Source organism: Paratractidigestivibacter sp. (assembly GCF_963660155.1).
GTDB lineage: Bacteria > Actinomycetota > Coriobacteriia > Coriobacteriales > Atopobiaceae > Paratractidigestivibacter.
On the sequence record NZ_CAVKWG010000031.1, the window covers coordinates 1 to 21,955 of the forward strand.

19 protein-coding genes and 2 tRNA genes are annotated in these 21,955 nt (G+C 65.8%); 17 read left to right on the plus strand and 4 right to left on the minus strand.

The features are described from left to right. Positions 1-400 precede the first annotated feature (400 nt). On the minus strand, positions 401-1,189 hold the full coding sequence (locus tag U5709_RS05385) for a MerR family transcriptional regulator (protein ID WP_321971914.1): 789 nt from the start codon (positions 1,187-1,189) through the stop codon (positions 401-403). 121 nt (positions 1,190-1,310) lie between these two features. Here U5709_RS05385 and U5709_RS05390 point away from each other — a divergent pair, with 121 nt between their 5' ends. The 3 genes from U5709_RS05390 (at position 1,311) to metG (ending at position 6,010) form a co-directional block, all read left to right on the plus strand. Then, positions 1,311-1,739 (plus strand): hypothetical protein, encoded by a 429-nt coding sequence (locus tag U5709_RS05390; protein WP_321971915.1) that lies wholly within the window; start codon positions 1,311-1,313, stop codon positions 1,737-1,739. Between the two features lie 145 nt (positions 1,740-1,884). Further along, a complete protein-coding gene (locus tag U5709_RS05395) occupies positions 1,885-3,882 on the plus strand; it encodes an FAD-dependent oxidoreductase (protein ID WP_321972957.1) in 1,998 nt (665 codons plus the stop codon). A gap of 517 nt (positions 3,883-4,399) precedes the next feature. Further along, positions 4,400-6,010, plus strand: a complete 1,611-nt coding sequence (gene metG / locus U5709_RS05400) for a methionine--tRNA ligase (RefSeq protein WP_321971921.1) — start codon at positions 4,400-4,402, stop codon at positions 6,008-6,010. A gap of 111 nt (positions 6,011-6,121) precedes the next feature. On the opposite strand, the gene U5709_RS05405 is transcribed toward metG, so the two are convergent. Continuing rightward, positions 6,122-6,997 carry a helix-turn-helix transcriptional regulator gene (locus tag U5709_RS05405; protein ID WP_321972958.1) on the minus strand — a complete coding sequence of 292 codons (876 nt, stop codon included), beginning with the start codon at positions 6,995-6,997 and terminating at the stop codon, positions 6,122-6,124. Positions 6,998-7,212: 215 nt separating this feature from the next. Here U5709_RS05405 and rsmA point away from each other — a divergent pair, with 215 nt between their 5' ends. From rsmA to U5709_RS05475, 14 genes are all read left to right on the plus strand, one after another. After that, entirely contained in the window at positions 7,213-8,067 is an 855-nt protein-coding gene (rsmA, locus tag U5709_RS05410; protein ID WP_321972959.1) for a 16S rRNA (adenine(1518)-N(6)/adenine(1519)-N(6))-dimethyltransferase RsmA, read from the plus strand. Positions 8,068-8,118: 51 nt separating this feature from the next. After that, positions 8,119-9,156 carry a TatD family hydrolase gene (locus U5709_RS05415; protein ID WP_321971919.1) on the plus strand — a complete coding sequence of 346 codons (1,038 nt, stop codon included), beginning with the start codon at positions 8,119-8,121 and terminating at the stop codon, positions 9,154-9,156. A gap of 9 nt (positions 9,157-9,165) precedes the next feature. Continuing rightward, positions 9,166-9,339 (plus strand): YccF domain-containing protein, encoded by a 174-nt coding sequence (locus tag U5709_RS05420; RefSeq protein ID WP_321971920.1) that lies wholly within the window; start codon positions 9,166-9,168, stop codon positions 9,337-9,339. A gap of 295 nt (positions 9,340-9,634) precedes the next feature. Then, positions 9,635-10,360 (plus strand): ComF family protein, encoded by a 726-nt coding sequence (locus U5709_RS05425; RefSeq protein WP_321971519.1) that lies wholly within the window; start codon positions 9,635-9,637, stop codon positions 10,358-10,360. Between the two features lie 478 nt (positions 10,361-10,838). Then, positions 10,839-11,825 carry a substrate-binding periplasmic protein gene (locus U5709_RS05430; protein WP_321972960.1) on the plus strand — a complete coding sequence of 329 codons (987 nt, stop codon included), beginning with the start codon at positions 10,839-10,841 and terminating at the stop codon, positions 11,823-11,825. A gap of 386 nt (positions 11,826-12,211) precedes the next feature. Continuing rightward, entirely contained in the window at positions 12,212-12,802 is a 591-nt protein-coding gene (gene hpf, locus U5709_RS05435) for a ribosome hibernation-promoting factor, HPF/YfiA family (protein ID WP_321971517.1), read from the plus strand. A gap of 12 nt (positions 12,803-12,814) precedes the next feature. Continuing rightward, complete coding sequence (locus tag U5709_RS05440) at positions 12,815-13,855, plus strand: DegV family protein (protein ID WP_415860349.1); 1,041 nt, start codon at positions 12,815-12,817, stop codon at positions 13,853-13,855. A gap of 103 nt (positions 13,856-13,958) precedes the next feature. Then, positions 13,959-15,017 (plus strand): NAD(P)-dependent oxidoreductase, encoded by a 1,059-nt coding sequence (locus tag U5709_RS05445; RefSeq protein WP_321971516.1) that lies wholly within the window; start codon positions 13,959-13,961, stop codon positions 15,015-15,017. A gap of 9 nt (positions 15,018-15,026) precedes the next feature. Beyond that, positions 15,027-15,452: a hypothetical protein gene (locus U5709_RS05450; protein WP_321971520.1), complete on the plus strand. Its 426-nt coding sequence runs from the start codon at positions 15,027-15,029 to the stop codon at positions 15,450-15,452. Between the two features lie 94 nt (positions 15,453-15,546). Further along, complete coding sequence (locus U5709_RS05455; protein ID WP_321971515.1) at positions 15,547-16,116, plus strand: hypothetical protein; 570 nt, start codon at positions 15,547-15,549, stop codon at positions 16,114-16,116. Positions 16,117-16,246: 130 nt separating this feature from the next. Further along, a complete protein-coding gene (locus U5709_RS05460; protein WP_321971514.1) occupies positions 16,247-17,284 on the plus strand; it encodes a hypothetical protein in 1,038 nt (345 codons plus the stop codon). 12 nt (positions 17,285-17,296) lie between these two features. Continuing rightward, positions 17,297-18,487, plus strand: coding sequence for a purine-nucleoside phosphorylase (locus tag U5709_RS05465; RefSeq protein ID WP_321971513.1), 1,191 nt, complete (start codon positions 17,297-17,299; stop codon positions 18,485-18,487). Positions 18,488-18,555: 68 nt separating this feature from the next. Further along, positions 18,556-18,631: transfer RNA gene (locus U5709_RS05470), tRNA-Thr, on the plus strand. Between the two features lie 116 nt (positions 18,632-18,747). Beyond that, positions 18,748-18,823: transfer RNA gene (locus tag U5709_RS05475), tRNA-Phe, on the plus strand. Between the two features lie 1,128 nt (positions 18,824-19,951). On the opposite strand, the gene U5709_RS05480 is transcribed toward U5709_RS05475, so the two are convergent. Together U5709_RS05480 and U5709_RS05485 are read right to left on the minus strand one after the other, a co-directional pair. Further along, on the minus strand, positions 19,952-20,944 hold the full coding sequence (locus U5709_RS05480; protein WP_321971511.1) for an aldo/keto reductase: 993 nt from the start codon (positions 20,942-20,944) through the stop codon (positions 19,952-19,954). A 52-nt stretch (positions 20,945-20,996) separates the two neighbouring features. Continuing rightward, entirely contained in the window at positions 20,997-21,845 is an 849-nt protein-coding gene (locus tag U5709_RS05485) for an aldo/keto reductase (protein ID WP_321971510.1), read from the minus strand. Between the last annotated feature and the right edge of the window lie 110 nt (positions 21,846-21,955).

Here is a 21,955-nt window from a genome sequence, read left to right on the forward strand (position 1 = left end):
TGCCGGGCAGGGCGACGGCGTGACTCTCCCTACCCACACGAACTCACGAAGCCTCGAAAATCTCCTCGAATCGAGGGTTATGCGCGATGGCTCTCAAACTGGGGACGCAAAACCCTTCAAATGGCCCGAGACAACCCCCATTACCGACCAGTAAGGACCGTCCGCTGCCAGAAAATGGAGGTTGACGGTCGATCTTCGCGTTCCTCGCGAGTATGCCACACGACGCGCCTCACGAAACCGCAGGTAGGGGCCTCGTCAAAAACCTGGCTATTTCGCCGTCGCTTGTAAAACGACCGTCAACTTCGATTTTGTGACACCCGTGCCGGGCCCAGGCCCTTGGGCCGTACAGGCAACGCGGGCTCTGCCGGGCCGAAAGCCGAGCTGCCGCCCATTCGCCTTGCTAAACAAGCGGCAGGTAGGCGTGCAAATAGCGATGATAGCCGTCGGCGCCGTGCGCTCGGGCCACGAGATCGGCGCAGATCTCGTGGCGGGGCTCGAGCCCGCGCGAACGGGCCTCGTCAAGCAGCCCCTCGAAGAGCGAGAGCCCCACGTTCCATCGCTCGCCGGCGTCGACCCACGTGGAGAGCGCCGTCGCGGCTTCGATGCGCACGATCCACTCGGCCTCGGGCGCCCCCAGCGCCCGGTACGTCGCCGGCGTGCACGCGTAGCCCCAGAAGAAGTGGTCGCGGCCTGCTTCGGGAAACCACAGCAGCGGCTCCGATACCGAGAAGTGCGCGTTGGAGAACGCCACTGCCTCGGCGCCGACTCCCTCCCGGAAGCCGTGATCCTCGCGGATGGGCACGTAGACACGGCCCGCGAAGTCGATGAGCTCGAAGAGCCCGAGTGAGCGCTCGGCGCGGCGCATCTCGGCCGCGCGGGTGCGCAAACACGTGAGCTCGAGTTCCTTGCGGCGAATCTCGTCCACGACCTCCTCGCTTCGCCGCTCGACGCGCGCGCAGAGGTCGTCCATCGTGTCGCTCTTCAAGATCTCGAGCACCTCGGCCAGCGAGAAGCCCATGGCCTGGTACTGCTTGCAGTCCCACAGCAGGTTGACCTGCCAATCGTCGTAGTAGCGATAGCCGTTTTGCGGGTCGACCTCGGGTTCGATAATACCCTTCTGCTCGTAAAAGCGCAGCGTGTCGCGGCTGATGCCGAGCTTTTCCCTCATTTCCTTCTGCGTGCAGCGCATGTTCCCTCCTTACGGCGCAACGTCGCAAAATTGCCCCTTGACCGGGGTGTAGCCCCCAACTTGAGCATATCTGCATTGTAGGGCAGGGGAGGGCCTTGCCGTGTTTAGGGAGAGGACGTATATGCTCGATAAATCTTGGACGGGGAAGATCATCAACTTTCTTATCAACGTGTTTTTGGGAATCGTACTGGTGCTGGTGGGTCTTCTGCTGTCGGGTAACCTTACGCCGCTGATGTTTGCCCAGAGCTTCATCGTAAGCATGGGCGTGGGCTACCTTATCTGCGATTTCATTCCCGCCCCCATGTGGGGCCAGAAACTGGTGGCTGCGCTGGGCATTAAAAACGCCCTTCTCGGCCATCTGATATCTAGCGCTGTGGGCGCCGTGGTGCTAATTACCTGCATCAGCTTCTTTTGCCAATTCGTTGCTGTGGGTGACCTGCTGTTTGTGGTGTGGCCTCATGCGCTGCCTTACCTCATCGCCAGCGGCTACGTGGTGATCGTGATATTCATGCCTATCTGCCAGAAGATCGCCCTGGCGCTTACCGAGTAGGCGGTTTCACGGGTGGGGAAGCGGCTCCCGCGAGTTGTTTGCGACCGGCTTGACCTGGGGGCTGCCCCCACCTTGAACATATCCAACCGGGTAATGGATCGTGCGCCGGGAGGGGCCCGCGCGCGGCATGGCAAAGGAGAGAAACATGAAATTCGACACGCTGTTCAGCCCGTTCAGCATCGGTAACTGCGAGATCCCGAACCGCCTCGTGGTCCCGGCCATGGTCACCAACTACTGCAACGACGAGGGCACCATCACCGGGCGCTACCTCAAGTACATGGAGGAGAAGGCCAAGGGCGGCTGGGGCCTGCTCATCACCGAGGACTATTGCGTGCAGAAGGGCCGCAAGGGCTACACGCGCATCCCGGGCCTTTGGAACGACGACCAGGTCGCGGGCAACGTCGAGCTCTGCGACGCCGTCCACGCCCACGGCTCCAAGATCTTCTGCCAGATGTATCACCCGGGCCGCCAGGTCATGCCGCAGGCGAGCTGCGGCCTGCAGGTCCTCGCCCCCAGCTCCACCACCTGCCCGGCCTGCCAGAGCCTCGCGCAGGAGATGAGCGTCGACGAGATCCACCAGCTCGTGGCCGACTTCGGCGCCGCCGCCGGCCGCGCCAAGAAGGCCGGCTTCGACGGCGTCGAGCTCCACTGCGCCCACGGCTACCTGCTGGCCGAGTTCCTCTCGCCGGCCGTGAACCGTCGCGTGGACTGCTACGGCGGCTGCTTCGAGAACCGCGTCCGCATCGTCGACGAGATCCTCGCCGCCATGCGCGAGAACTGCGGCGACGACTTCCCGATCATCGCCCGCATCAACACCGACGACCTCGTGCCGGGCGGCCGCACCATCGCCGAGAGCATCGTGCTCGCCCGTCACATGGAGGCCGTGGGCTTCGACGGCATCAACGCCTCCAACGGCATGTACGCCAGCCGCGCGAACGACCAGGTCATCGCCCCGATGTTCTCCGACCACGCGCTCAACATGGACCGCGTCGAGAAGATCAAGGAGGCCGTGAGCATCCCGGTCATCCTCTCCAACCGCGTGAACGACCCCGCGATGGCCGACGCCCTGCTCGAGATGGGCGTGGCCGACGCCGTGGCCATGGGCCGCGGCTCGCTTTCCGATCCCTACCTGCCCGCGAAGGCCAAGACCGGCCGCACCTGCGACATCCGCCAGTGCATCGGGTGCCTGCAAGGCTGCGAGTTCTCCCTCTATGTCGACGAGAACATCACCTGCCTCGTGAACCCGCGCGTCGGCCGCGAGTGCGAGAACGACATGGCGCCCGTCGCCGAGCCCAAGAAGGTCATGGTCATCGGCGGCGGCCCCGCCGGCCTCACTGCTGCCGAGACCGCGGCCAAGCGCGGCCACAAGGTCGAGGTCTTCGAGGCGCAGGAGTCGCTCGGCGGCCAGTTCCGTTCCGCCGCCTACCCTGTGGGCAAGGGCGAGCTCTCCAACTACGTGAGCACCCTGCGCGAGAGCCTCGAGCAGCTTGAGGTGCCCATGCACCTGAACGCCGAGGTCGACGAGGCCGCCATCGAGGCCTTCGCGCCCGACGCCGTGGTCATCGCCACCGGCGCCAAGCCGCTGGCACTTCCCATCGAGGGCCTGGAGAACGCTGTCTATGCCGAGGACGTGCTTCTTGGCAAGGTCGCCGTCAAGCCCGGCCCCGTGGTGGTCTGCGGCGGCGGCGAGGTCGGTGCCGAGACGGCCGACTTCGTGGCCCAGTACCGCGACGACGTCACCGTGGTGGAGATGCGCGGCGCCCTCTGCCTGGACATGATGCCCATCACCCGCGAGTCCTTTATGGACATGATGGCCGCGAGCGGCGTGAAGTCCGTGGTCAACGCCACCGTTCAGCGCGTGGAGACCGGCGTCGAGGTCGACGGTGCCGTGGCGAGCTGGTCTGGTGCTGCCGAGCAGGGCGACAACATGGGCTTCGGCGTCGTCTACAAGGATGATGAGGGCGCTGAGCACATGCTGCCCGCCGCCACCGTCATCTCGGCCTTCGGCTACAAGGCGTACAACCCGCTCGAGGAGGCCGCGCGCAAGCACTGCGATAACGTGCAGGTCGTCGGCTGCGCCGTCAAGGCCGGCAACGCCCTCGTCGCCAGCCGCGAGGGCTACGAGGCCGGGCTCGCCATCTAGCAGGGTAGGGCCTGCGCTGCCGGCCGTGCCTCGTGTTCGGCGGCCCGCGCTCTTGCCATGCCGCGGGTCGCTGAACGCCCCAACCTCTCCGGAATACCCCCAGCTACGCCCTGCCGTCCCTCCCGGCGGGGCGTTTCTCTTGCCGCGTCGCGACGCGAGCCCCGGATTCGCGCCATCCAGTAACGGGCGGCGGCCGAGAGCCCCGAATCGGCGCCATCCAGTAGCGGATAATTGCTGGATGGCGCAAAATCGGGGCGCGAGGGCCGCGGCAATTGCTGGATGGCGCGAAATCGGGGCGCGAGGGCCGCGGCAATTGCTTGCGGTTTGGGGACAGCCCCCTTTTTGCACACGAAACGCGGCTTCGAGTAATTCGCTCAATGGGTCGGCGGCGAGGCTGTAGCCTTCGTTTGTGTGCAAAAAGGGGACTGTCCCCAAACCGCAGGCCGGTCGCTTCGGCGTACAATCAACAGGTTATGACTGCCATCCATCCGTCATGAGGAGAGCTCCAGTGGCAAACATCACCAAGCCGTCGTTCTACATCACGACCCCCATCTACTACGTCAACGCCGCCCCCCACCTGGGCACCGCCTACTGCACCATGCTCTGCGACGTCCAGGCCCGCTACCGTCGCGCCGCCGGCTACGACGTCAAGTTCCTGACCGGCATGGACGAGCACGGCGAGAAGGTCGCCGAGGCCGCCGCCGACCACGGCTTCGACACCCCGCAGGCCTGGTGCGACTCGCAGGCCCCGCTTTTCCGCGACCTCTGGGAGAAGATCGAGATCTCCAACGACGACTTCATCCGCACCACCGAGCCCCGCCAGCACCACGCCGTCCAGTACCTCTGGGACCGCATGAACGAGTCCGGCTACCTGTATAAGGGCAGCTACGACGGTTGGTACTGTGTCCCCGAGGAGACCTACTTCACCGAGAACCAGGTCAAGAAGTCCGACGAGGAGCACGAGACCCAGGGCCAGCACCTGTGCCCCGACTGCGGCCGTCCGCTGGAGCGCGTCCAGGAGGAGTCCTACTTCTTCAAGCTCTCCGCCTTCCAGGACAAGCTGCTTGCCTTCTATGACGAGCACCCCGACTTCGTCCAGCCCGACTTCCGCATGAACGAGGTGCGCACCTTCGTCGAGGGCGGTCTCACCGACCTGTCCGTCTCCCGCACGAGCTTTGACTGGGGCATCCCCGTGCCCTTCGACGACGGCCACGTGACCTACGTCTGGTTCGACGCGCTTCTCAACTACATGACCGCCGTGGGCTACAGCCTGGACGACGAGGCCTCCCGCGCCGAGTTCGCCAAGCGCTGGCCCGCCCAGTACCACGTGGTGGGCAAGGATATCATCCGCTTCCACTGCGTCATCTGGCCGGCCATGCTCATGGCCATCGGCGAGGCCCTGCCCGAGCACGTCTTTGCCCACGGCTTCCTCACCGTGCGCAACTCCGAGACCGGCGAGGCCGAGAAGATGTCCAAGTCCCGCGGCAACGCCATCGCGCCGCAGGATGTCATCGACCTCATGGGCGTCGAGGGCTACCGCTACTACTTCATGACCGACGTGTCTCACGGCAAGGACTCCGCCATCAGCTTCGACCGCATGGAGCAGGTCTACAACGCCGACCTGGCAAACAGCTGGGGCAACCTGGTCTCCCGCTCGCTCAACATGAGCGCCAAGTACTTCGACGGCAAGACCCCGGCGCTGGCCGACGGCTGGGCCGAGAAGGACAACCCGCTGCGCGAGATCGCCCAGGGCATCGAGGCGCGCTACGCCGCCTGCATGGACGTCATGGACTACGCGGGCGCCAAGGACGTGGTGATGGAGCTCGTCCACGCCGCCAACCACTACATCGAGGACACCGCGCCCTGGGCCGTGGCCAAGGACGAGGCCCGCGCCGAGGAGCTGCGTGACATCATCGTGAACCTGCTGGAGTCCATCCGCATCAGCGCGCACCTCTTTGCGCCCTTCATGCCCGAGACCTCGGCCGAGGTCTTCCGCCGCATGTCGCTTGAGGGCGAGGAGACAACCGACGACCTCGCCGCCGTCTGCGAGTGGGGCGGCCTTGCGGGAGACGTCCCCGTGACCAAGGGCGACGCCCTCTTCCCGCGCCTGGCCGCGGACAAGAAGTAGTCGAGAAGCCCTTCTCGCTGCGAACCCAAAGCAATGAGGCCCCGGCCAAGCGACCAGGGCCTTTTCCTTTGGTGACGCTTCGTCGCCTGGCGAAGGTGGCGCGGCAAGCGCCTAGCGCAGCATGTACTGCCCAAGCTCCTTGCGGCCGCGAATGTGCAGCTTCTCGTAGGCGTGCGTCAGGTGGTACTTGATGGTGTTCTCGCTGACGCCCAGAAGCTGCGCGACCTCATGGTTGGTCCAGCCACGGTTGATGAGCATGGCCACGGAGAACTCCGTGGTGGTGAGGTTGTCGGCCACGTCCTTCTCGGTGATGGGCCCGTGCAAGCGACGCCAGCCGCTGCTGAAGCGGTGGGTGATGTCGATCGCGCGCCGGTAGTCCTCGGGGTAGTCGCGCTTGAGGCACGCCTCGATAAGTCCGCTGAGAAGCCCGTGATGCTCGCCGAAGCCCTCGATAAGGCCGTCGGGCAGGGCGATCTGGCGCGTGCGCATGAACACGGACTTGGCCTCGTCGATGCGCTTGAGCGCCATGAGGTCGATGGACTCCATGATGCCCAGGTAGATGCCGGGAATCACGTAGGCAAAGCCCGCCATGGCCTGCGCGCCGTGAATGATGCCGACCGAGCGCTCGTAGTTGCCGTCCAGGTGGTGGCGGTGTGCCGGCATGTGGCAGGTGCACAGGCGCAGCCCCTCGGGCAGCTGGGCAAAGATGTCGCCGAGGCTTTGGGTCCGATAGGCCGAAAGGTGCAGCAGCGTGGAGGGCACGCACGCGCCGAAGGCGGGGAGAAGCTCGTCCGGCGCGGCGGACTCGGCGTCGTCGATCGGGCGCTGCAGGCACTTGCGGGCAGGCGCCGTGCGGCCCAACGAGAGGCTGGCATAGGCGCTGATGAGGTTTGCCGTCACGCGCAGGGCGGGCGCGTCGGAGGTGAGGTAGGGCTTGGCGCCGCGGCCTGTGCCTGCATGGCGTGTCTCCCCAAGACGTGGCTTCACTCTAGCGGTTGGAGCGGGCGGTATGCTACCCGTTTGCGCAAGAATCAGGTAGGTGATGTGTCGGCTCTTTGCAGGGTGACGCGCAAAAGAGCCGACACATCACTGCTTGCCATCTCGGCCCCGCAGGGACTACTCCCTGCGAGGTCGCTTGCTATAATGGCCGCAATAAATCCCAAGGAAATAGGCGCCGTTCGGGCGCCGCAGAACGGACGCGCATGACCACATCCCCTTTGGCCTCGGCTACGGCGACCAGGGAGCTTCTCGAGGCCTTCGGCCTTGCCACCAAGCACCGCCTCGGCCAGAACTTCCTCATCGACAACCACATCATCGAGCGCATCTGCGGGCTCGCGCAGATCTCGCCCGACGAGCGCGTCCTTGAGGTCGGCCCCGGCATCGGCACCCTCACGCTGGCGCTTCTCCAGGAGGCCGCGCAGGTCACCTCCATCGAGGCCGACCCGGAGCTCGAGCAGGTCCTGTGGTCGCACTCCGTCGAGCACGAGAACTTCGTCTTCATCATGGGCGACGCCCTTAAGGTTGGCCCCGAGCAGGTGGCCGAGGCCACCGGCGCCGCACCCACGGTCTTTGTCGCCAACCTGCCCTACAACGTGGCGGCCACTATCATCCTGCAGTTCTTCCAGACCATGCCAGCCCTCCAGCGCGCTGTGGTCATGGTGCAGAAGGAGGTCGCCGACCGCATCAGCGCCACGCCCGGCAACAAGACCTACGGCGGCTACACGGCAAAGCTCGGCCTCTACGGTCACGTGACCGGCCGCTTCGAGGTGCCGCCGCGCTGCTTCATGCCGGCGCCGCACGTGGACTCGGCCGTCGTGCGCATCGAGCGCGGGGGAGAGCCGCTGCCGGAGGGGCTGGCCGCTGCCGACGTGACGACCGTTATCGACGCCGCCTTCGCGCAGCGCCGCAAGACCATCCGCAACTCCATGGGCGCCAACGGCTACGAGAAGGACGCGCTGGACGCGGCCTTTGCGGCCACCGGCATCAGCCCCACGGCCCGTGCGGAGACCCTTTCCACCGCCGACTTCATTCGCCTCGCCGCCGCCCTCGATCGCTGACCTGCAAAAGGGACTGTCCCTTTTGCAGGTCCTCTCAGAAAGAAGGAGCCAATGTCCGGCCTTAAAGTGCTCGACCACCTGACGCTCGCCGACGGCGAGCTTTTCCACGACTCCAAAGGCCGCCCCTGCCCGGTGCCCGTGCCGCTGGCACCTCTCGCCGATACGCACGGCCACCTGGGCAGCCTTAAGCTGCACGACCCGGCGCTCGCCCTCGCGCGCGCGGCGCTCGTGGGCGTGCGCATGCTCGTCGTGCCCATTGACCCGGCCGGCGAGTTCCCGCGCAAGTGGGGGAGCGCCACGGAGCTCCTCGACTTTCTCGACACACACGTGGAGATTGCCCATATGTGCCTCGATGAGGCTGCTGAGCAGGGCTTTGTTTCGCCGGCGTTCGAAGGTTGGGGCGTGCCGGACCTACTCGACAACGTGCATATCGTCGTGGGCAGCCACCCCTACGGCGCCGCGGACTACGACGAGGCCGCCGAGGCCCTGACCCGCGAGCTGCTGGCGAGCCCCCGCGCCGTGGGTGTCGGCGAGATCGGCCTCGACTTCGGTCCCTACAACGAGGTGGACGCGGCGGTCCAGATCGACGCCTTCCGCCGGCAGCTTCGCCTTGCCCACGAGCTTAACCTGCCGGTCGAGCTCCATATCCGCGACGCCGCGGGCGACTCCGGCTGCACGGCGCATCGCCTGGCTGCCGATATCCTGCGCGAGGAGGGTGTGCCCGCCGCCGGCTGCGACCTGCACTGCTTTACCTCGAGCGTTCATGTGATGGAGGACTTCAAGCAGCTCGGCTGCCATATTGCCTACGGCGGCGCGGCCACGTTCTCGCGCTCCGACGATATCCGCAAAGCGCTTGTCCTCACGCCCGAGCGCTACATCATTACCGAAACCGACTGCCCCTTTATGGCGCCGGTGCCCCTGCGCGGCGAGGAGTGCGAGCCGGCCATGGTCGCCTTCGTCGCCGAGCTCGTGGCGCGCGTTAGGGCCGAGGCCGGCGTCGAGACGCCCGAGAACACCTACCGCTCGCTTTGGCGCAACGCCTGCGCGCTGTTCGGCATGCCGTCAGGCGAGCCTGCCCGCGCCTGCTAAGGAGACGCCATGGCATTTATCGGCAACCTGATTTGGATCTGTATCGGGGGCTGGATGACGGCCATAGGCTGGCTTTTTGCCGGCATCATCTGCTACGTGACGATCCTCGGCATCCCGCTGGGGCATCAGTGCATGAAGATGGCGAAGCCGGCACTGTGCCCCTTCGTCGCGCAGGTGTACTAGCCTTTTTGGCGGCGCTGGGCGCCATTCGCGAGGCTCGGCACGGGCTTTCGCGCAAAAAAAACCGGGGTGGCGGCAGTTTTTCGCGTGCGATCCGAGTAGCCGAATTTCGAGCAACTTATTTACCTGCGGTTTTGTTGGTCGCAAAGTGCGGGATACTCGGACGTTCCGCAAAAAACTGCCGCCATCCCCAGTTTTTCGGCTGGCTGGCCCGAAGCGTAGTTGTACGGCCGGCCGGCGGTCCTGAGGTGCTACCATTTCCCCACTTCACACGCATTCGGCGGCAAGAGGGGGGCGCATGGCCGGTTTTCGCAAGAAGCTCGCGGACGCGGCGCTCGAGCTCATCGCCCCCACCCGTTGCGTCGGCTGCGAGATGCCGGGCGAGCTCATCTGCGACGAGTGCCGCTCCGAGCTGCCATGGATTGAGCAGCGCCGCGCCTGCCCCGTGTGCGGCGCCGCCTACGGCGACCTTACCTGCACCGGTTGCGAGGCCGACTGGGAGACCCGCTCCATGGTCTGCGCCCTCGGCTTCACCGGCGCGGCCCCTCGCATGGCGACCTGCCTCAAGGACTATCACGAGCTGCGGCTCGCTCCCGTTAACGCGGTGGCTATCCTCACCGCGCTCGAGGAGGCGAGCTTCTGGTCCGCGCTCGACGGGCGGCCCCGCTTCGATGCCGGGGCCATCGATGCCGTCTGCTTCGTCCCCGCCACCGCCGAGGCCTACGAGCGGCGCGGATACGACCACATGGAGCTCACCGCACGTGAGCTCGCGCGCATGCTCGGCTTGCCGCTCGCCGACGTGCTCGCCCGAGAAAAAGCCTCTGACCAGCGCGGGCTTGGCCGCACGGGCCGCGCGGAGAATCTAGCAGGCACCTTCCGCGTCGTGGACAACGTGGCGGGCCTGCGCCTTCTGCTCGTCGACGACGTCGTGACCACGGGCGCCACCGTGCGCGAGGCGGCGCGCGTCCTTCTTGCCCGCGGGGCCGAGCCTGTCACTGCCTGCTCGCTTGTCCGCGTCTGGTAGGGCACCCGCGCCGGACGCCCTGCCGCCTCGCGCCCGCAACTCAACGCCGCCGGCCGGTCCCGCCCGCGCAAACTCGCGCTAAGTTTCCTTTATCGCTTTACCGCAAAATCGTTGCAGCTCGCGTAAAGCCCGAGCGTTTGCGTCGCCAATCGCCTGCCTGCGTATATAATTCCATCGTCTTGCTCAGGTCTGTGGTTGCGGGACGGCTCGCCGTTCTTAGCCCAAGGTAGACGAGGCCGAAGGGGTCCACGTAAGCCCGGGCGTGCGCGTCCGAGCGATCATGGTTCGTCCTAGAAGTAAGTCGCACCGCCCGTCATACCTTATGAGGCATACGGCCTCGCGGGCGAGAGGGCTTCAAGTGGCGGGCGCCGCGGCGCCCAAAGCGAAGGCCCCGGTGCGCGAGTGTGGGGTCAAAGACCAGGTCAGCTGGGCAAGACATTGTTGGAACGGAAAGAAGAAGAGACTGGGAACCGAGCCCATGAAGCGCAACAACATCAACCGAGTCCCCAAAGCCGTCGCCGCCGGACTGCTCGCCGCGACCCTTGCCGGCTGCTCTATCGGCCCTGTGAACCTGCCGGACATCGATTTGTCCTTCATGGGTGTCGTCAAGACCTCGGTCGCCGACGCCAGGGCCTCGATCCGTGCCTCCCGCACGTCCCCCGTCGATTCCTCCGAGCTCATCGAGGCCGGCTACCTCACGGTCGGGCTTCTGCCCTCGAACACCACACCTTTGCTCTCGACCAAGACCGACGGCAGCCACGCGGGCATCGACGTCGAGTTCGCCTACGCCGTGGCCGACCAGCTCGGCCTCGACGTCGAGTTCGTGACCGTTTCGTCGGCCTCCGCCACCGGCACCCAGTGCGACGTCGTGATGGGCGTATCCAGCTCCGACGCCGCCTCCACGACCGGTGTCAGCGTCGTCGGTGCCTACGCCGAGTCCGCCGTAGGCGTCTTCGCGCGCGGCTCTGAGGGCCAGCTCGCGGCCGCCGATCTCGTCGGCAAGACGGTCGGCGTCCAGCCCGGTTCTGTCTCGGAGCGCACGCTCTCCAACACCAACCTGGACATCGTCGAGCAGACCTTCACGAGCATCAACGACTCCATGAGCGCCCTTGCTGCCGGCACCATCGACGCCGTCGTCTGCGATGCGTACGCCGGCAGCTACCTCGCCTCGGACTACCAGGGCATCGGGCTTTTGGGCACGCTCGACACCCCGGTCTCGCTCGGCGTGGCCGTGAGCAGCTCCAAGGCGGGTCTCTCGTCTGCCGTGCAGATCGCCGTCACGGCGGTTCAGGGCAACGGGCAGCTCGACGTCATCAAGTCCCGTTGGGCCAACAGCGTGGGCACTCTGACCAGTGCTTCCATGATCCAGGACATCAATGCCGCGGCCGTGACCTCCGAGGCCGGTTCTGCTGCGACGACGGCCGGCTCCGTCGCGACGACGGCGAGCGATTCCGCCGCGCAGTAGTCCGCCGACTTCTTCGTATAACGCCAAGAGGCGCCCTGTTGCCAGCGGCATCGGGGCGCCTCTTCTTGCCTCGCCCCGAAAACGCGCCGTCCAGCAACGCCGCCCCGTCCCGCGCCCCAAAAACGCGCTATCCAGTAACCGCTTATTACTGGATGCCGCCGTTTCGGGGCGCTCGCCGCCCCGCAATTACTGGATGCCGGGGATTCGGGGCGCTCGTAGCCCCGTGTCCCGCCGCATATCGCCGCGCTCGCCGACAAAGCACGCCGCCGGGCAAATTCGCCCCCGCCGCGCGCGTTGTTCCCCGTCGATTGGGGTAAGAGAAACGTAACGCGCCCGATCGGCGGCCCCGCCCCCGGGCGCGGGGACCCAACCGTTAGGAGGAACGTATGGTAGACATCAAGATCTCCGGCCGCAAGGTCACCGTTTCCGACGCCCTGCGCGATCACGTCGACGAGAAGGTCGGCAACGCCCTCAAGGTATTCGACATCTCACCGATGAGCTGCGACGTCGTCCTTCGCGTCGACAAGAACCCCTCCAACCCCGAGAGCAAGGTCTGCGAGGTCACCGTCTTTGTCCGCGACAACGTCGTGCGCGTCGTGGCCGTCTCCGACGACATGTACTCCGCCATCGACGAGGCTGCCGAGAAGGCCACCCGCCAGCTGCGCAAGTACAAGACCCGCGTCGTCGACCGCCGCCAGCACGCCCACGTCAAGCACGCCGCGCCCGTCTCCGCCGAGGACCTCGCCGCCCTCATTGAGCCCGCCGAGGGCGAGGACGAGGACGACCAGCTCGTGCGCGAGAAGGTCATCGACCTCGTGCCCATGACCGAGGAGGAGGCCCTCGTCCAGACCGACCTCATCGGACACGATTTTTATGTGTTCACCAACGCCACCACGGGTCTTATCAACGTTATCTACCACCGCAAGAACGGCGGGTACGGTATCATCAAACCCAAAATCGAGGAGAACATAGAGTAGGGAAGGCAGCTTTTGAGCGAACCCACCGCCCCCGAGGGGGACACCGAGATCAGTAATTCCAATGCCCAGGCGTCGCAGGAAGCTGCGCGCCTGGGCCGCGCTTATCACGCGCAGCCCAACGTCAACATCATCGTGGACTCCTGCGCCGACTTCTCGCCCGAGGTCGTGCGCTCGCTCGGCGTCGACGTCGTGAGCTTCTCGTTCGTTATGGACGGCGAGGAGCACACCGACGATTTCTGGCAGTCCATGTCGCCGCACGACTTCTACGAGCGCATGCGCCAGGGCTCCACGGCCACCACGTCGGCGGTCACGCCCGGCCAGTACCTCGAGGTCTTCGAGGCCGCGGCCAAAAAGGGCGTCCCCACGGTCTACCTGTCCTTCACGCGCGGCCTCTCGTCCTCCATCGAGGCGGCCCGCCAAGCGGCCGAGATGCTGCGCGAGAGCCACCCCGACTTCGAGCTCTACGTGGTCGACAACCTCTGCCCCTCCGCCGCGGCCGAGCTTCTTGCCATCGAGGCGGTGCACCAGGCGGGCAACGGCCTTTCGGCCAAGGAGCTCGCCGAGTGGGCCGAGGAGGCGCGCTACTACATCCAGGGCTACTTCACGCTGGAGAACTTCGACGCCCTCGCGCGCGGCGGCCGCATCCCGCCGGCGGCCGCGACCGTCGGCGGCAAGCTCGACATCAAGCCCGAGCTCTCCTACGACCTCAAGGGCGCCCTTACCTTAAACGGCATGTGCCGCGGCCGCAAGAAGGCCCTGCGCGCCATCGTCGCCGACTTCAAGGCCAACCGCCTCGACGACGAGGACCTCGGCGGCACCCCGCTGCCCGTGGCCATCGTCTCGGCCGACGCCGACAAGGACGCCCAATGGCTCGCCGACCAGCTTCGCCGCGAGCCCGGATGCTCCGACATGCCCATCATCTTCAGCTCCGTCTCGCCCGTCATCGGCGCGCACGTGGGCCCGGGCATGGTCGCCTGCGTCTTCTGGGGCAAGGATCGCCGCGAGAACCTCTCGCTGGCCGACCGTCTCGCCCGCAAGGTCCGCGGAAAGTGACGCGAAGGGGCCCCGCCCTTCGTCTCGTTTGGCAATCCATGACGGAAAGGGTTTGCGCCCTTTCCGTTTTCGCGCAATAAAGAGCACGTCAGAAAGGCAACACTTGAGCACTACGCACACCACGAAGGTCGCGTTCATCGGCACCGGAATCATGGGCTCGGCCATCTGCGGCCACATCCTCGACGCCGGCTACGACCTTACCGTTTACAACCGCACCAAGGAGAAGGCCGAGGGGCTTATCGCCCGCGGTGCCCACTGGGCCGACAGTCCCGCCGCCGCGGCCAAGGGCGCCGACGTGGTCTTTACCATGGTCGGCTATCCGACCGACGTCGAGGACGTCTACCTGGCCTCCGACGGCATCCTGCGCGCCGCCAAGAAGGGCGCCTACCTCATCGACCTCACCACGAGCTCCCCCGAGCTCGCGCGCGACATCCACGACGCCTCCGAGGTCGTCGATGTCCACGCCTTCGACTGCCCCGTCACGGGCGGGCAGACCGGCGCCGAGGCGGGCACCCTCACGCTGATCATGGGCGCCACCGAGGCCACCGTCGCGCCGGTGCTCCCGGTCCTGCAGACCTTCGGCAAGAAGTTCTTCTACTTCGACCAGCCCGGCGCGGGCCAGACGGCCAAGCTGTGCAACCAGGTGAGCCTCGCGTCCTGCATCATCGGGTACGCCGACGCGCTCGCGCTGGCCGAGCTCGGCCACCTCGACGCCGAGCAGGTGCTCGAGCTCATCATGAGCGGCACCGGCCGCTCCGGCGCGGCCGAGAGCTACGCGCCCAAGTCGATCGCCGGCGACTACAAGCCCGGCTTTATGGCCGAGCACCTGCGCAAGGACATCGCGCTCGCCGTGAGCGCCGCGCAGGACGCCGAGCTTGCGCTCCCCGGCGCCGAGACGGCCTTCACGCTCTTCGACACCCTGTGCCAGATCGGCGGCAAGCGCATGGGCGGACAGGCCCTCACGCTGCTCTACGCAGAGGAGGGCGACGCCGTGGCGGCCGGTCTCGACTGGTCGCTTCTCGATGCCGGCTGCGGCTGCGGCGAGGGCTGCGACGGCGAGGGCGGCTGCGGCTGTGGCGGCCACGGCCACGGCGAGGACCACGAGTGCTGCGGCGGCCACGGCGACGGCGAGGGCCACTGCTGCTGCCACGAGGAGGCGTAGCGCGTGGACATGGGGTTCGTCGGCGCCGTCCTCGCGCTGTTCCTGCTGCTCTTCGGCATCTATGCCGGCGTGGGCGCGGGCGACATCCTCTCCAAGCGCTGCGTGACGCGCGGCGATTATTGGCGCTGGAACCTTATCGTCCTCGGCGCGGGCGCCCTCGCCACGGCGCTCGTCTGCCTCACGGGGCTCTTCATGCTCGTCGTGCTCGTCTTCGGAGTCATGGCGGGCACGATCGCCGGCCTCAAGATGGGCTTCGGCGAGTCCGTGGGCCCCTGGAAGAAGGTCGACCGCGCCTTCCGCGTCAACAAGGACCACGTCCGCCGCTCGGAGGACCCCGAGGCTGCCGAAGCCGCGCGCCGCGCCCGCAAGGAGGGGCGCGAGGTTGAGCTCATGAGTGTTGAGGAGCCCGTCGCGCGCGACGGCGACAAGAAGTGACGAATATCGTCGGGCGCATCTTGCCGACACTTGCATACAAAGCAAAATAAACTGCACGTAGATTTATGTATTTAGTTAGAAAGAGGTCCCGTTAATGGCTGAGGATTCCTCCAGCGCTGCAAGCATAGCCGCGCTCATCACCGAACTCCAGGGCTCCGGCCGACGCCGCCGCCAGGAGGTCGCGCACAAGCTCGCGGCCGTGGCGAAGACCAACCCCGCCCTTCTCGTCGGCCACATGGACGAGCTCATCGCCACGCTCGAGCGCCCCGAGGCGCAGACCCGCTGGGAGATTCTCACGGGCCTGACCGAGCTCTGCGCAGGCCACGCCGATAAGCTCGCCGGTGCCTTCGAGGGCGCCGAGGAGTCGCTCTTCGACGACGATTCCGCCACGGTGCGCCTCGCCGCGTTCATCTTCCTGTGCCGCTACGGCGCTACGAGCGCCAAGCGCTCCGACGCCGCCTGGCCGCTGCTCGACGAAGCCATCCAGTGCTACCACGGCGACGCCGAGTACCGCGATATGCTCTCGGCGCTGCTCGAGCTCGCGCGCGGCAAGGCCTCCAAGGCGACCAAGGCCGCGCTTTCGGAGCGCGTCTCGTTTGATGCCGACAACGGTTCGGGCTACGTCAAGACCTTCTCGCAGCAGATTGTCGAGGCCTGCAAGTAAGACCGTCCTTCAGCAACCGTGCAGGGCTGTGGTCACCAGGCGCAGCGGCGTGGCGGACATGAGGATCCGTCGCGCCGCCTGCGGTAAAATTAACAGGATTTGTGTATAAACCCGCGAATGGGGGAGAGATATGTCTGATTTGAAGGATACGTTCGACAGCGAGAAGGCCGAGGACCTCGCGGCCGAGGCCGTCGAGCAGGCCACGGACGCTGCCGAGGACGCCGCTGCCGAGGCTGAGCGGGCTGCCGAGGAAGCTGCCGAGGTTGGGGCTGAGGACGTGGCCGACACCGCCACCGCCGTTGTTGCTGCCACCGACGCCGGCGACGAGAAGCCCACGGCCCAGCAGACCGTCAAGCTTCCCGTTTTCATTGGCGTCGCCGTTGCCGCCCTGGTCATCGGCCTTGTCGTCGGCGCCTTCGCCTTCGGCGCCAAGTCCGTCTCGCTCGGCGGCAAGACCGTGCTGACCTCCGACCAGATCGACACCGTCGTGGCCACTTATTCCTACAACGGCAAGTCCTACCAGATCACGGCGCGCGACGTCCTTACGCAGAGCGGCACCCTCGAGAGCGTCGCTAATGACGACGGCACCTACGACGTGCCCGCCGCCACCGACATCGTGACCTACGCCCGCACCGCTGCCGTCGTGACCGCTGCCGAGAACATGGGCATCACCGCCTCCGACGACGAGGTCAGCTCCTACGCCGAGGAGAAGTTCGGCTCCAGCGACTTCTCCACCATCGCGAGCACCTACAGCGTCGACGAGGACGTTGCCAAGGAGATGATCATGGACTCCTGCGTCATGAGCAAGCTGCGCGACGAGAAGGTCGACGTCGACCTGCCCGACCAGCCGGTCGCCCCGACCGAGCCCGCCGAGGACGCCACCGATACCCCGACCGCCGAGTACGCAAGCTACATCATCGGCCTCGCCGGCGACGAGTGGGACTCCGCCAACAACACCTGGGCGCGCACCGACGGCGACTACTACGCCGCCCTGTCCACCTACGAGATCACGAACGACTCCGCCACTTACGCCGCTGCCCAGGCCGCTTACTACGTGGCCTACTCCGACTACAGCACCGCGTACTCCGAGTCGACGACCGCGTGGAGCGAGTACTGCAACTCCATCCTCTCCAACGTGAGCCTCAGCCTCGGCGGCCTGAACGTCTAGGCCGAAGTTAGGATGAGGGTCGCCTTCAGCGCATGCCTGCTCGGCGAGGCTGTCCGCTACGACGGCTCCGCCAAGCCGCGCGCCGAGGTCCTCGAGCTGGCGAGCAAATGCGAGCCCTGCCCCGTGTGCCCCGAGAGGGCCGCGGGGCTTTTTGTGCCGCGGCCGCCCGCCGAGCAGCGGGCCGGGCGCGTGCTTCTTGCCGACGGGACGGACGTGACCGAGACGTTCCGCCGCGGCGCGGCGCACGAATGCGCCGCAGTTAAAGCCGCAGATGCGCCGCTCGCCGTGTTGAAGGCAAAAAGCCCGTCGTGCGGCGTCGGGCTGGTCTACGATGGAACCTACACGTCAACGCTTACCGCAGGCATGGGCGTTTGCGCCCGCCTACTCAAGGAGGAGGGGATCTGCGTGGTCACCGAAGACACCGTCGCGTCCTGCAAGCCGTCCGTCGAGCACCCCGTCGCCATCGTTCTGGGGACGGGCCTGGGGCACCTGAAGAGCCTCGTCAAGCCGGTGCGCCGCATCGATTACCACGACATCGAAGGCTTCCCGGCCGCCGCCGCGCCCATCCAGGGGCATAGCTTCGAGGCCATTGTCGGCACCGTGGACGGGGTACCCGTGGTCGTGTACCCCGGGCGCATCCACCTCTACCAGGGCTACACCGCCGCCGAGGTTACCGTCCTCGTGCGCCACGCACACAGGCTCGGCTGCCGCGACATCATCTTCGCCTGCGCCACGGGCTGCGTGCCCGGCAACGCCAATAAGGGCCTGGGCATCCTCACCGACCAGATCAACCTGACTGGCCGAAACCCGCTGGCCGAGTGGTCCGAGATCCGCGACGTGGACACGCCGTTCGTCGATATGAACGACGTCTTTTCGCCCTACCTGCGCACCCTTGCGCGCGGTGTGGCCGACGACCTGGGCATCTCCGTTGAGGAGGGCGTGTACGCGGGCATGCTCGGCCCCTCTTTCGAGACGCCGGCCGAGACGAACATGCTGCGCCTGCTCGGCGTCTCGTACGCCGGCATGAGCACGGTCTGCGAGGCCATCATGGCCAAGGCGCTCGAGATGAACGTTCTGGGGCTCACGCTGGCCACCAACGAGGCCGGCGCCGCCGACATCGACCACCAAAGCGTCGTGGCCGAGGCCGAGCAGCACGCCGAAGACTTCGAGCGCCTTGTGCGCGGCGTGCTGCACCTGCTGTAGGAGAGTCGACGCCGTTAAATTCGGGGCTTGAAATGCGAGCTGTGTTCCCGTAACATCTACTTCTGCACGCCGGCATAGCTCAGTTGGTAGAGCACCGCTCTCGTAAAGCGGGGGTCATCGGTTCGAGTCCGATTGCCGGCTCCATTGCATGAAGAAGCCAGTCGCTCCCGCGGCTGGCTTTTTTCGAATCGGACGGATTTTCTCAAAAAAGTCGGTTGCGATGGTCGCAGAGTTTGTTATAGTAATTCCCGCACACAAACGGCTGGGTAGCTCAGTTGGTAGAGCAGGGGACTGAAAATCCCCGTGTCAGGGGTTCGACTCCCTTCCCCGCCACCAGTAAATTCACAGGTCGGAACATCGTTCCGACCTGTTTTCTTGTATATCGGCTCGCTTCACGATACTCGTTCAGTTTTTCGATGGTTAAATCAAAATCTTCGAGTAGCGACACCTTATCAAATGGGCAAACGCGGTCGAATTCGGGTCCTTATACTCGCCGTTTCTAATTTAACCATCGAAAAACTGAACGAACGTATAATTACCGGCTCAAGACGCGGTGTCCTGTGGTTTGCGCGTGCTTGCGGGGGCCGTATTCGTAAATCTCCCTTTGTGCGTCGGTGCGCTAGGGGCTCTCGGGCGCCGGCCGTGTGCTAGCGTTGCCCTACATCCGCATTTCCCAAACGATAGGATTGCCATGCGCCGTGCTCTATGCACTGTCTTGACCCTTGTGGCCGGCGCTGCCCTTGCCCTGGGCGGCTATCGGCTGTGGCTCTCGTGCGGCGACGGGTCGGGCCAGGGCTAGACGACCATCGGTCTCGAGGTGCTCAACTAGAGCATGGAGAAGGCGTACACGCCGATCACGGCCAAGTACCACTGCATCGATTCCGTCTCCATCCACGACTAGAACACCCTGGCTGCTCTCGGTCACCCCAAGATCACGCTGCCCTTCACCGGCGCGACCTGCATCCTGCAGTTCGACGGGCAGACCAACGCGGGCTTCGGCCTTACGGGCATCGTGCCGACGCTCGAAGGGTCGACCGTGGTTATCACCTTGCCGGAACCGACGGAGATCTCGTACGAGACCTCCGACGTGCAGCTCGTTTACGAGAATGAGAACATCGTGAACCCCCTTTAAGGCGGGGGAGGAGTCCGAGTGGATCGCCGAGCAGAAGAGCGCCATGCTCGACCGAGCGGTGTCTCTTGGCCTGTACGACGAGGCCAAGACCAACGCGTAAGCGACGTTCCTGACCCTGTATTTCCAGCGCGATTCCCGAGGGAATGAAGCCCGAGGCCCGCTTCGCGGGCAGCCAGGGAGGCGAGTGATGGCTAAGGGTAAGCGCGGCCCGCGTCCGCTGGGCATTCTCGTTGGCGTCGCGATGGCGCCGATCATGCTCCACGTGCTGCACAACCGCATGTTCTTCTCGTAAAAAATAAGGCGAAGAGACGGTCCCTTCGCCTTATTTCGTCCTAGTTTGCCGCTGCGTGGCCGCCGAACACGGGGAGCTCCAGCGTGTCGAGAAGCGCGTCGACACAGGCCACCTCCTCGGCGCTAAGCGCGACGTTTGCCGCGTCCAGGTTCTCGCGCAGCCGCTCGACCTTGCGGCTGCCGGGTATGGGCACGATCCATGGCTTCTTGCAGAGCATCCACGCGAGCGAGATTTGCGCCGGCGTAGCGTCGTGAGCAGCCGCGAGCTCGGCCACGAGCGCGGTCAGCGGCGCCGCGGCCTTCTCGCCGGCGCCGGTGTATTGCGGCATGCCGGTGCGGAAGTCCTGCCTGCCCTCGAACTGCGTCTTCGACGAATAAACTCCGGTAAGAAACCCGTTTGCCATCGGCGAGAATGCAACAAGCGCTACGTCGAGCTCCTCGAGGGCGGCAAACAGCGGCTCGTGCCAGCGCGCCATCATCGAGTAACGGTTTTGTACGACGGCCACCGGGCAGACGGCGTTCGCGCGGCGCAGGTAGCCCTCGTCGGTCTCGGAGATGCCCCAGGCGCGCACCTTGCCCTCGGCGATCAGGGCGGCCACGGTCTCGGCGACCTCCTCGGGCTCGACTTTCGGGTCGATGCGGTGCTGGTAATAGAGGTCGACGTGATCGGTGCGAAGGCGGCGGAGGCTCATCTCGATCGACGCGCGCACGGTCGCGGCGCTCGAGTCCATGACGAGCCCCCGGCCCGCCGTGTGGGCAACCCCGAACTTCGTCGCGATGACGACTTCGTCGCGGTGTCCCTCGAGCGCCGCCCCCACAACGTCCTCGTTGTGCGCGATGCTGCCGTCCGCGCGTTCGCCGATGTAGCATTCGGCGGTGTCAAAGAGGGTATAGCCCATCTCGCGGGCCTCGCGGATTACGTGTACGGCGTCCGCGTCGTTCATTGGGTCGCCGCTCGCGTGCGTAAGGCCCATGCAGCCCATGCCCACGGGCGAGACCTCGATGCCCGATTTGCCCAAAATCCTGGTGTTCATTCGCATCCTTCCAAGCGCGGACCTGCAAAGGGGACAGTCCCTTTTGCAGGTGCTACTTCTGGCCGTCGACGTCGGGCACGAAGGCGGCGAACTTCGCGAGCTGCTCGTCGGTGCGGTGATAGATCGAGTCGCCGCGGTCGAGCGTGGCGATGGCCGCCATGTCGTCGCCTGTAAGATCGAAGTCGAAGATGTCGAGGTTGTCCAGGATGTGCGCCTCGGTCTTGGAGCCGGGGATCACGATGTTGCCCATCTGCACGTGCCAGCGCATGATGACCTGCGCGGCGGATTTGCCGTGCTTGGCGGCGAGCTCCGCGATAACGGCCTCCTCCATGATGCTCGCGTTGCCGCGGCCGCCCAGCGGATACCACGCCTGCAGCGCGATGCCGTGCTTGGCGAGGGTGCGGCGCAGCTCGGTCTGCGGGAAGTAGGGGTGGCACTCGACCTGGACGACGGCCGGAACGACTTCGCACTTCTCGACGACCTCCTCCACCTCGGCAGCATTGAAGTTCGAGATGCCGATGGCGCGGAGCTTTCCGGCCTTGTAGGCGGCCTCGAGCTTCTGGTAGCCGTGGATGTAGTCGGCGGCGGGCTGGTGCAGGATCATAAGGTCCGCGTAGTCGGTGCCGAGGCGGGCGAGGGTCTCGTCGACGGCGGTTTTGGACTCGTAGAAGCACGGCCAGAGCTTGGTCTCGAGGAAGACCTCCTCGCGGGCGCGGCCGGAGGCCAAGATTCCGCGGCCGACGGCCTTCTCGTTGACGTAGGCGTTGGCGGTGTCGATGAGCTCGTAGCCGTTGACCAGCGCGAACGTGACGGCAGCCTGGGCGTCGTCGGGCGCGAGCATAAAGGTGCCGAGGCCGAGGACCGGCATCTTGACGTCATTGTTGAGGGTGGCGTACTGCATGGCTTCTCCTTTACGGTTGCTTTACGGCCACAGAAACGCTCCGACCGCTTATTTGTTACTTTAGGTGGCAAGAAGCACCGTTAGAGCTACGCTTTTTGCAAGCAGCGTTT

Coding starts and splice junctions, on each gene's coding strand:
- U5709_RS05415 (WP_321971919.1), top strand. CDS start 8,119: ATGTCCGGCCTTAAAGTGCTCGACCACCTGACGCTCGCCGACGGCGAG.
- U5709_RS05450 (WP_321971520.1), top strand. CDS start 15,027: ATGGGGTTCGTCGGCGCCGTCCTCGCGCTGTTCCTGCTGCTCTTCGGC.
- U5709_RS05460 (WP_321971514.1), top strand. CDS start 16,247: ATGTCTGATTTGAAGGATACGTTCGACAGCGAGAAGGCCGAGGACCTC.
- U5709_RS05480 (WP_321971511.1), bottom strand. CDS start 20,944: ATGAACACCAGGATTTTGGGCAAATCGGGCATCGAGGTCTCGCCCGTG.
- U5709_RS05390 (WP_321971915.1), top strand. CDS start 1,311: ATGCTCGATAAATCTTGGACGGGGAAGATCATCAACTTTCTTATCAAC.
- rsmA (WP_321972959.1), top strand. CDS start 7,213: ATGACCACATCCCCTTTGGCCTCGGCTACGGCGACCAGGGAGCTTCTC.
- U5709_RS05455 (WP_321971515.1), top strand. CDS start 15,547: ATGGCTGAGGATTCCTCCAGCGCTGCAAGCATAGCCGCGCTCATCACC.
- U5709_RS05395 (WP_321972957.1), top strand. CDS start 1,885: ATGAAATTCGACACGCTGTTCAGCCCGTTCAGCATCGGTAACTGCGAG.
- U5709_RS05430 (WP_321972960.1), top strand. CDS start 10,839: ATGAAGCGCAACAACATCAACCGAGTCCCCAAAGCCGTCGCCGCCGGA.
- U5709_RS05385 (WP_321971914.1), bottom strand. CDS start 1,189: ATGCGCTGCACGCAGAAGGAAATGAGGGAAAAGCTCGGCATCAGCCGC.
- U5709_RS05485 (WP_321971510.1), bottom strand. CDS start 21,845: ATGCAGTACGCCACCCTCAACAATGACGTCAAGATGCCGGTCCTCGGC.
- U5709_RS05465 (WP_321971513.1), top strand. CDS start 17,297: ATGAGGGTCGCCTTCAGCGCATGCCTGCTCGGCGAGGCTGTCCGCTAC.
- hpf (WP_321971517.1), top strand. CDS start 12,212: ATGGTAGACATCAAGATCTCCGGCCGCAAGGTCACCGTTTCCGACGCC.
- U5709_RS05425 (WP_321971519.1), top strand. CDS start 9,635: ATGGCCGGTTTTCGCAAGAAGCTCGCGGACGCGGCGCTCGAGCTCATC.
- U5709_RS05420 (WP_321971920.1), top strand. CDS start 9,166: ATGGCATTTATCGGCAACCTGATTTGGATCTGTATCGGGGGCTGGATG.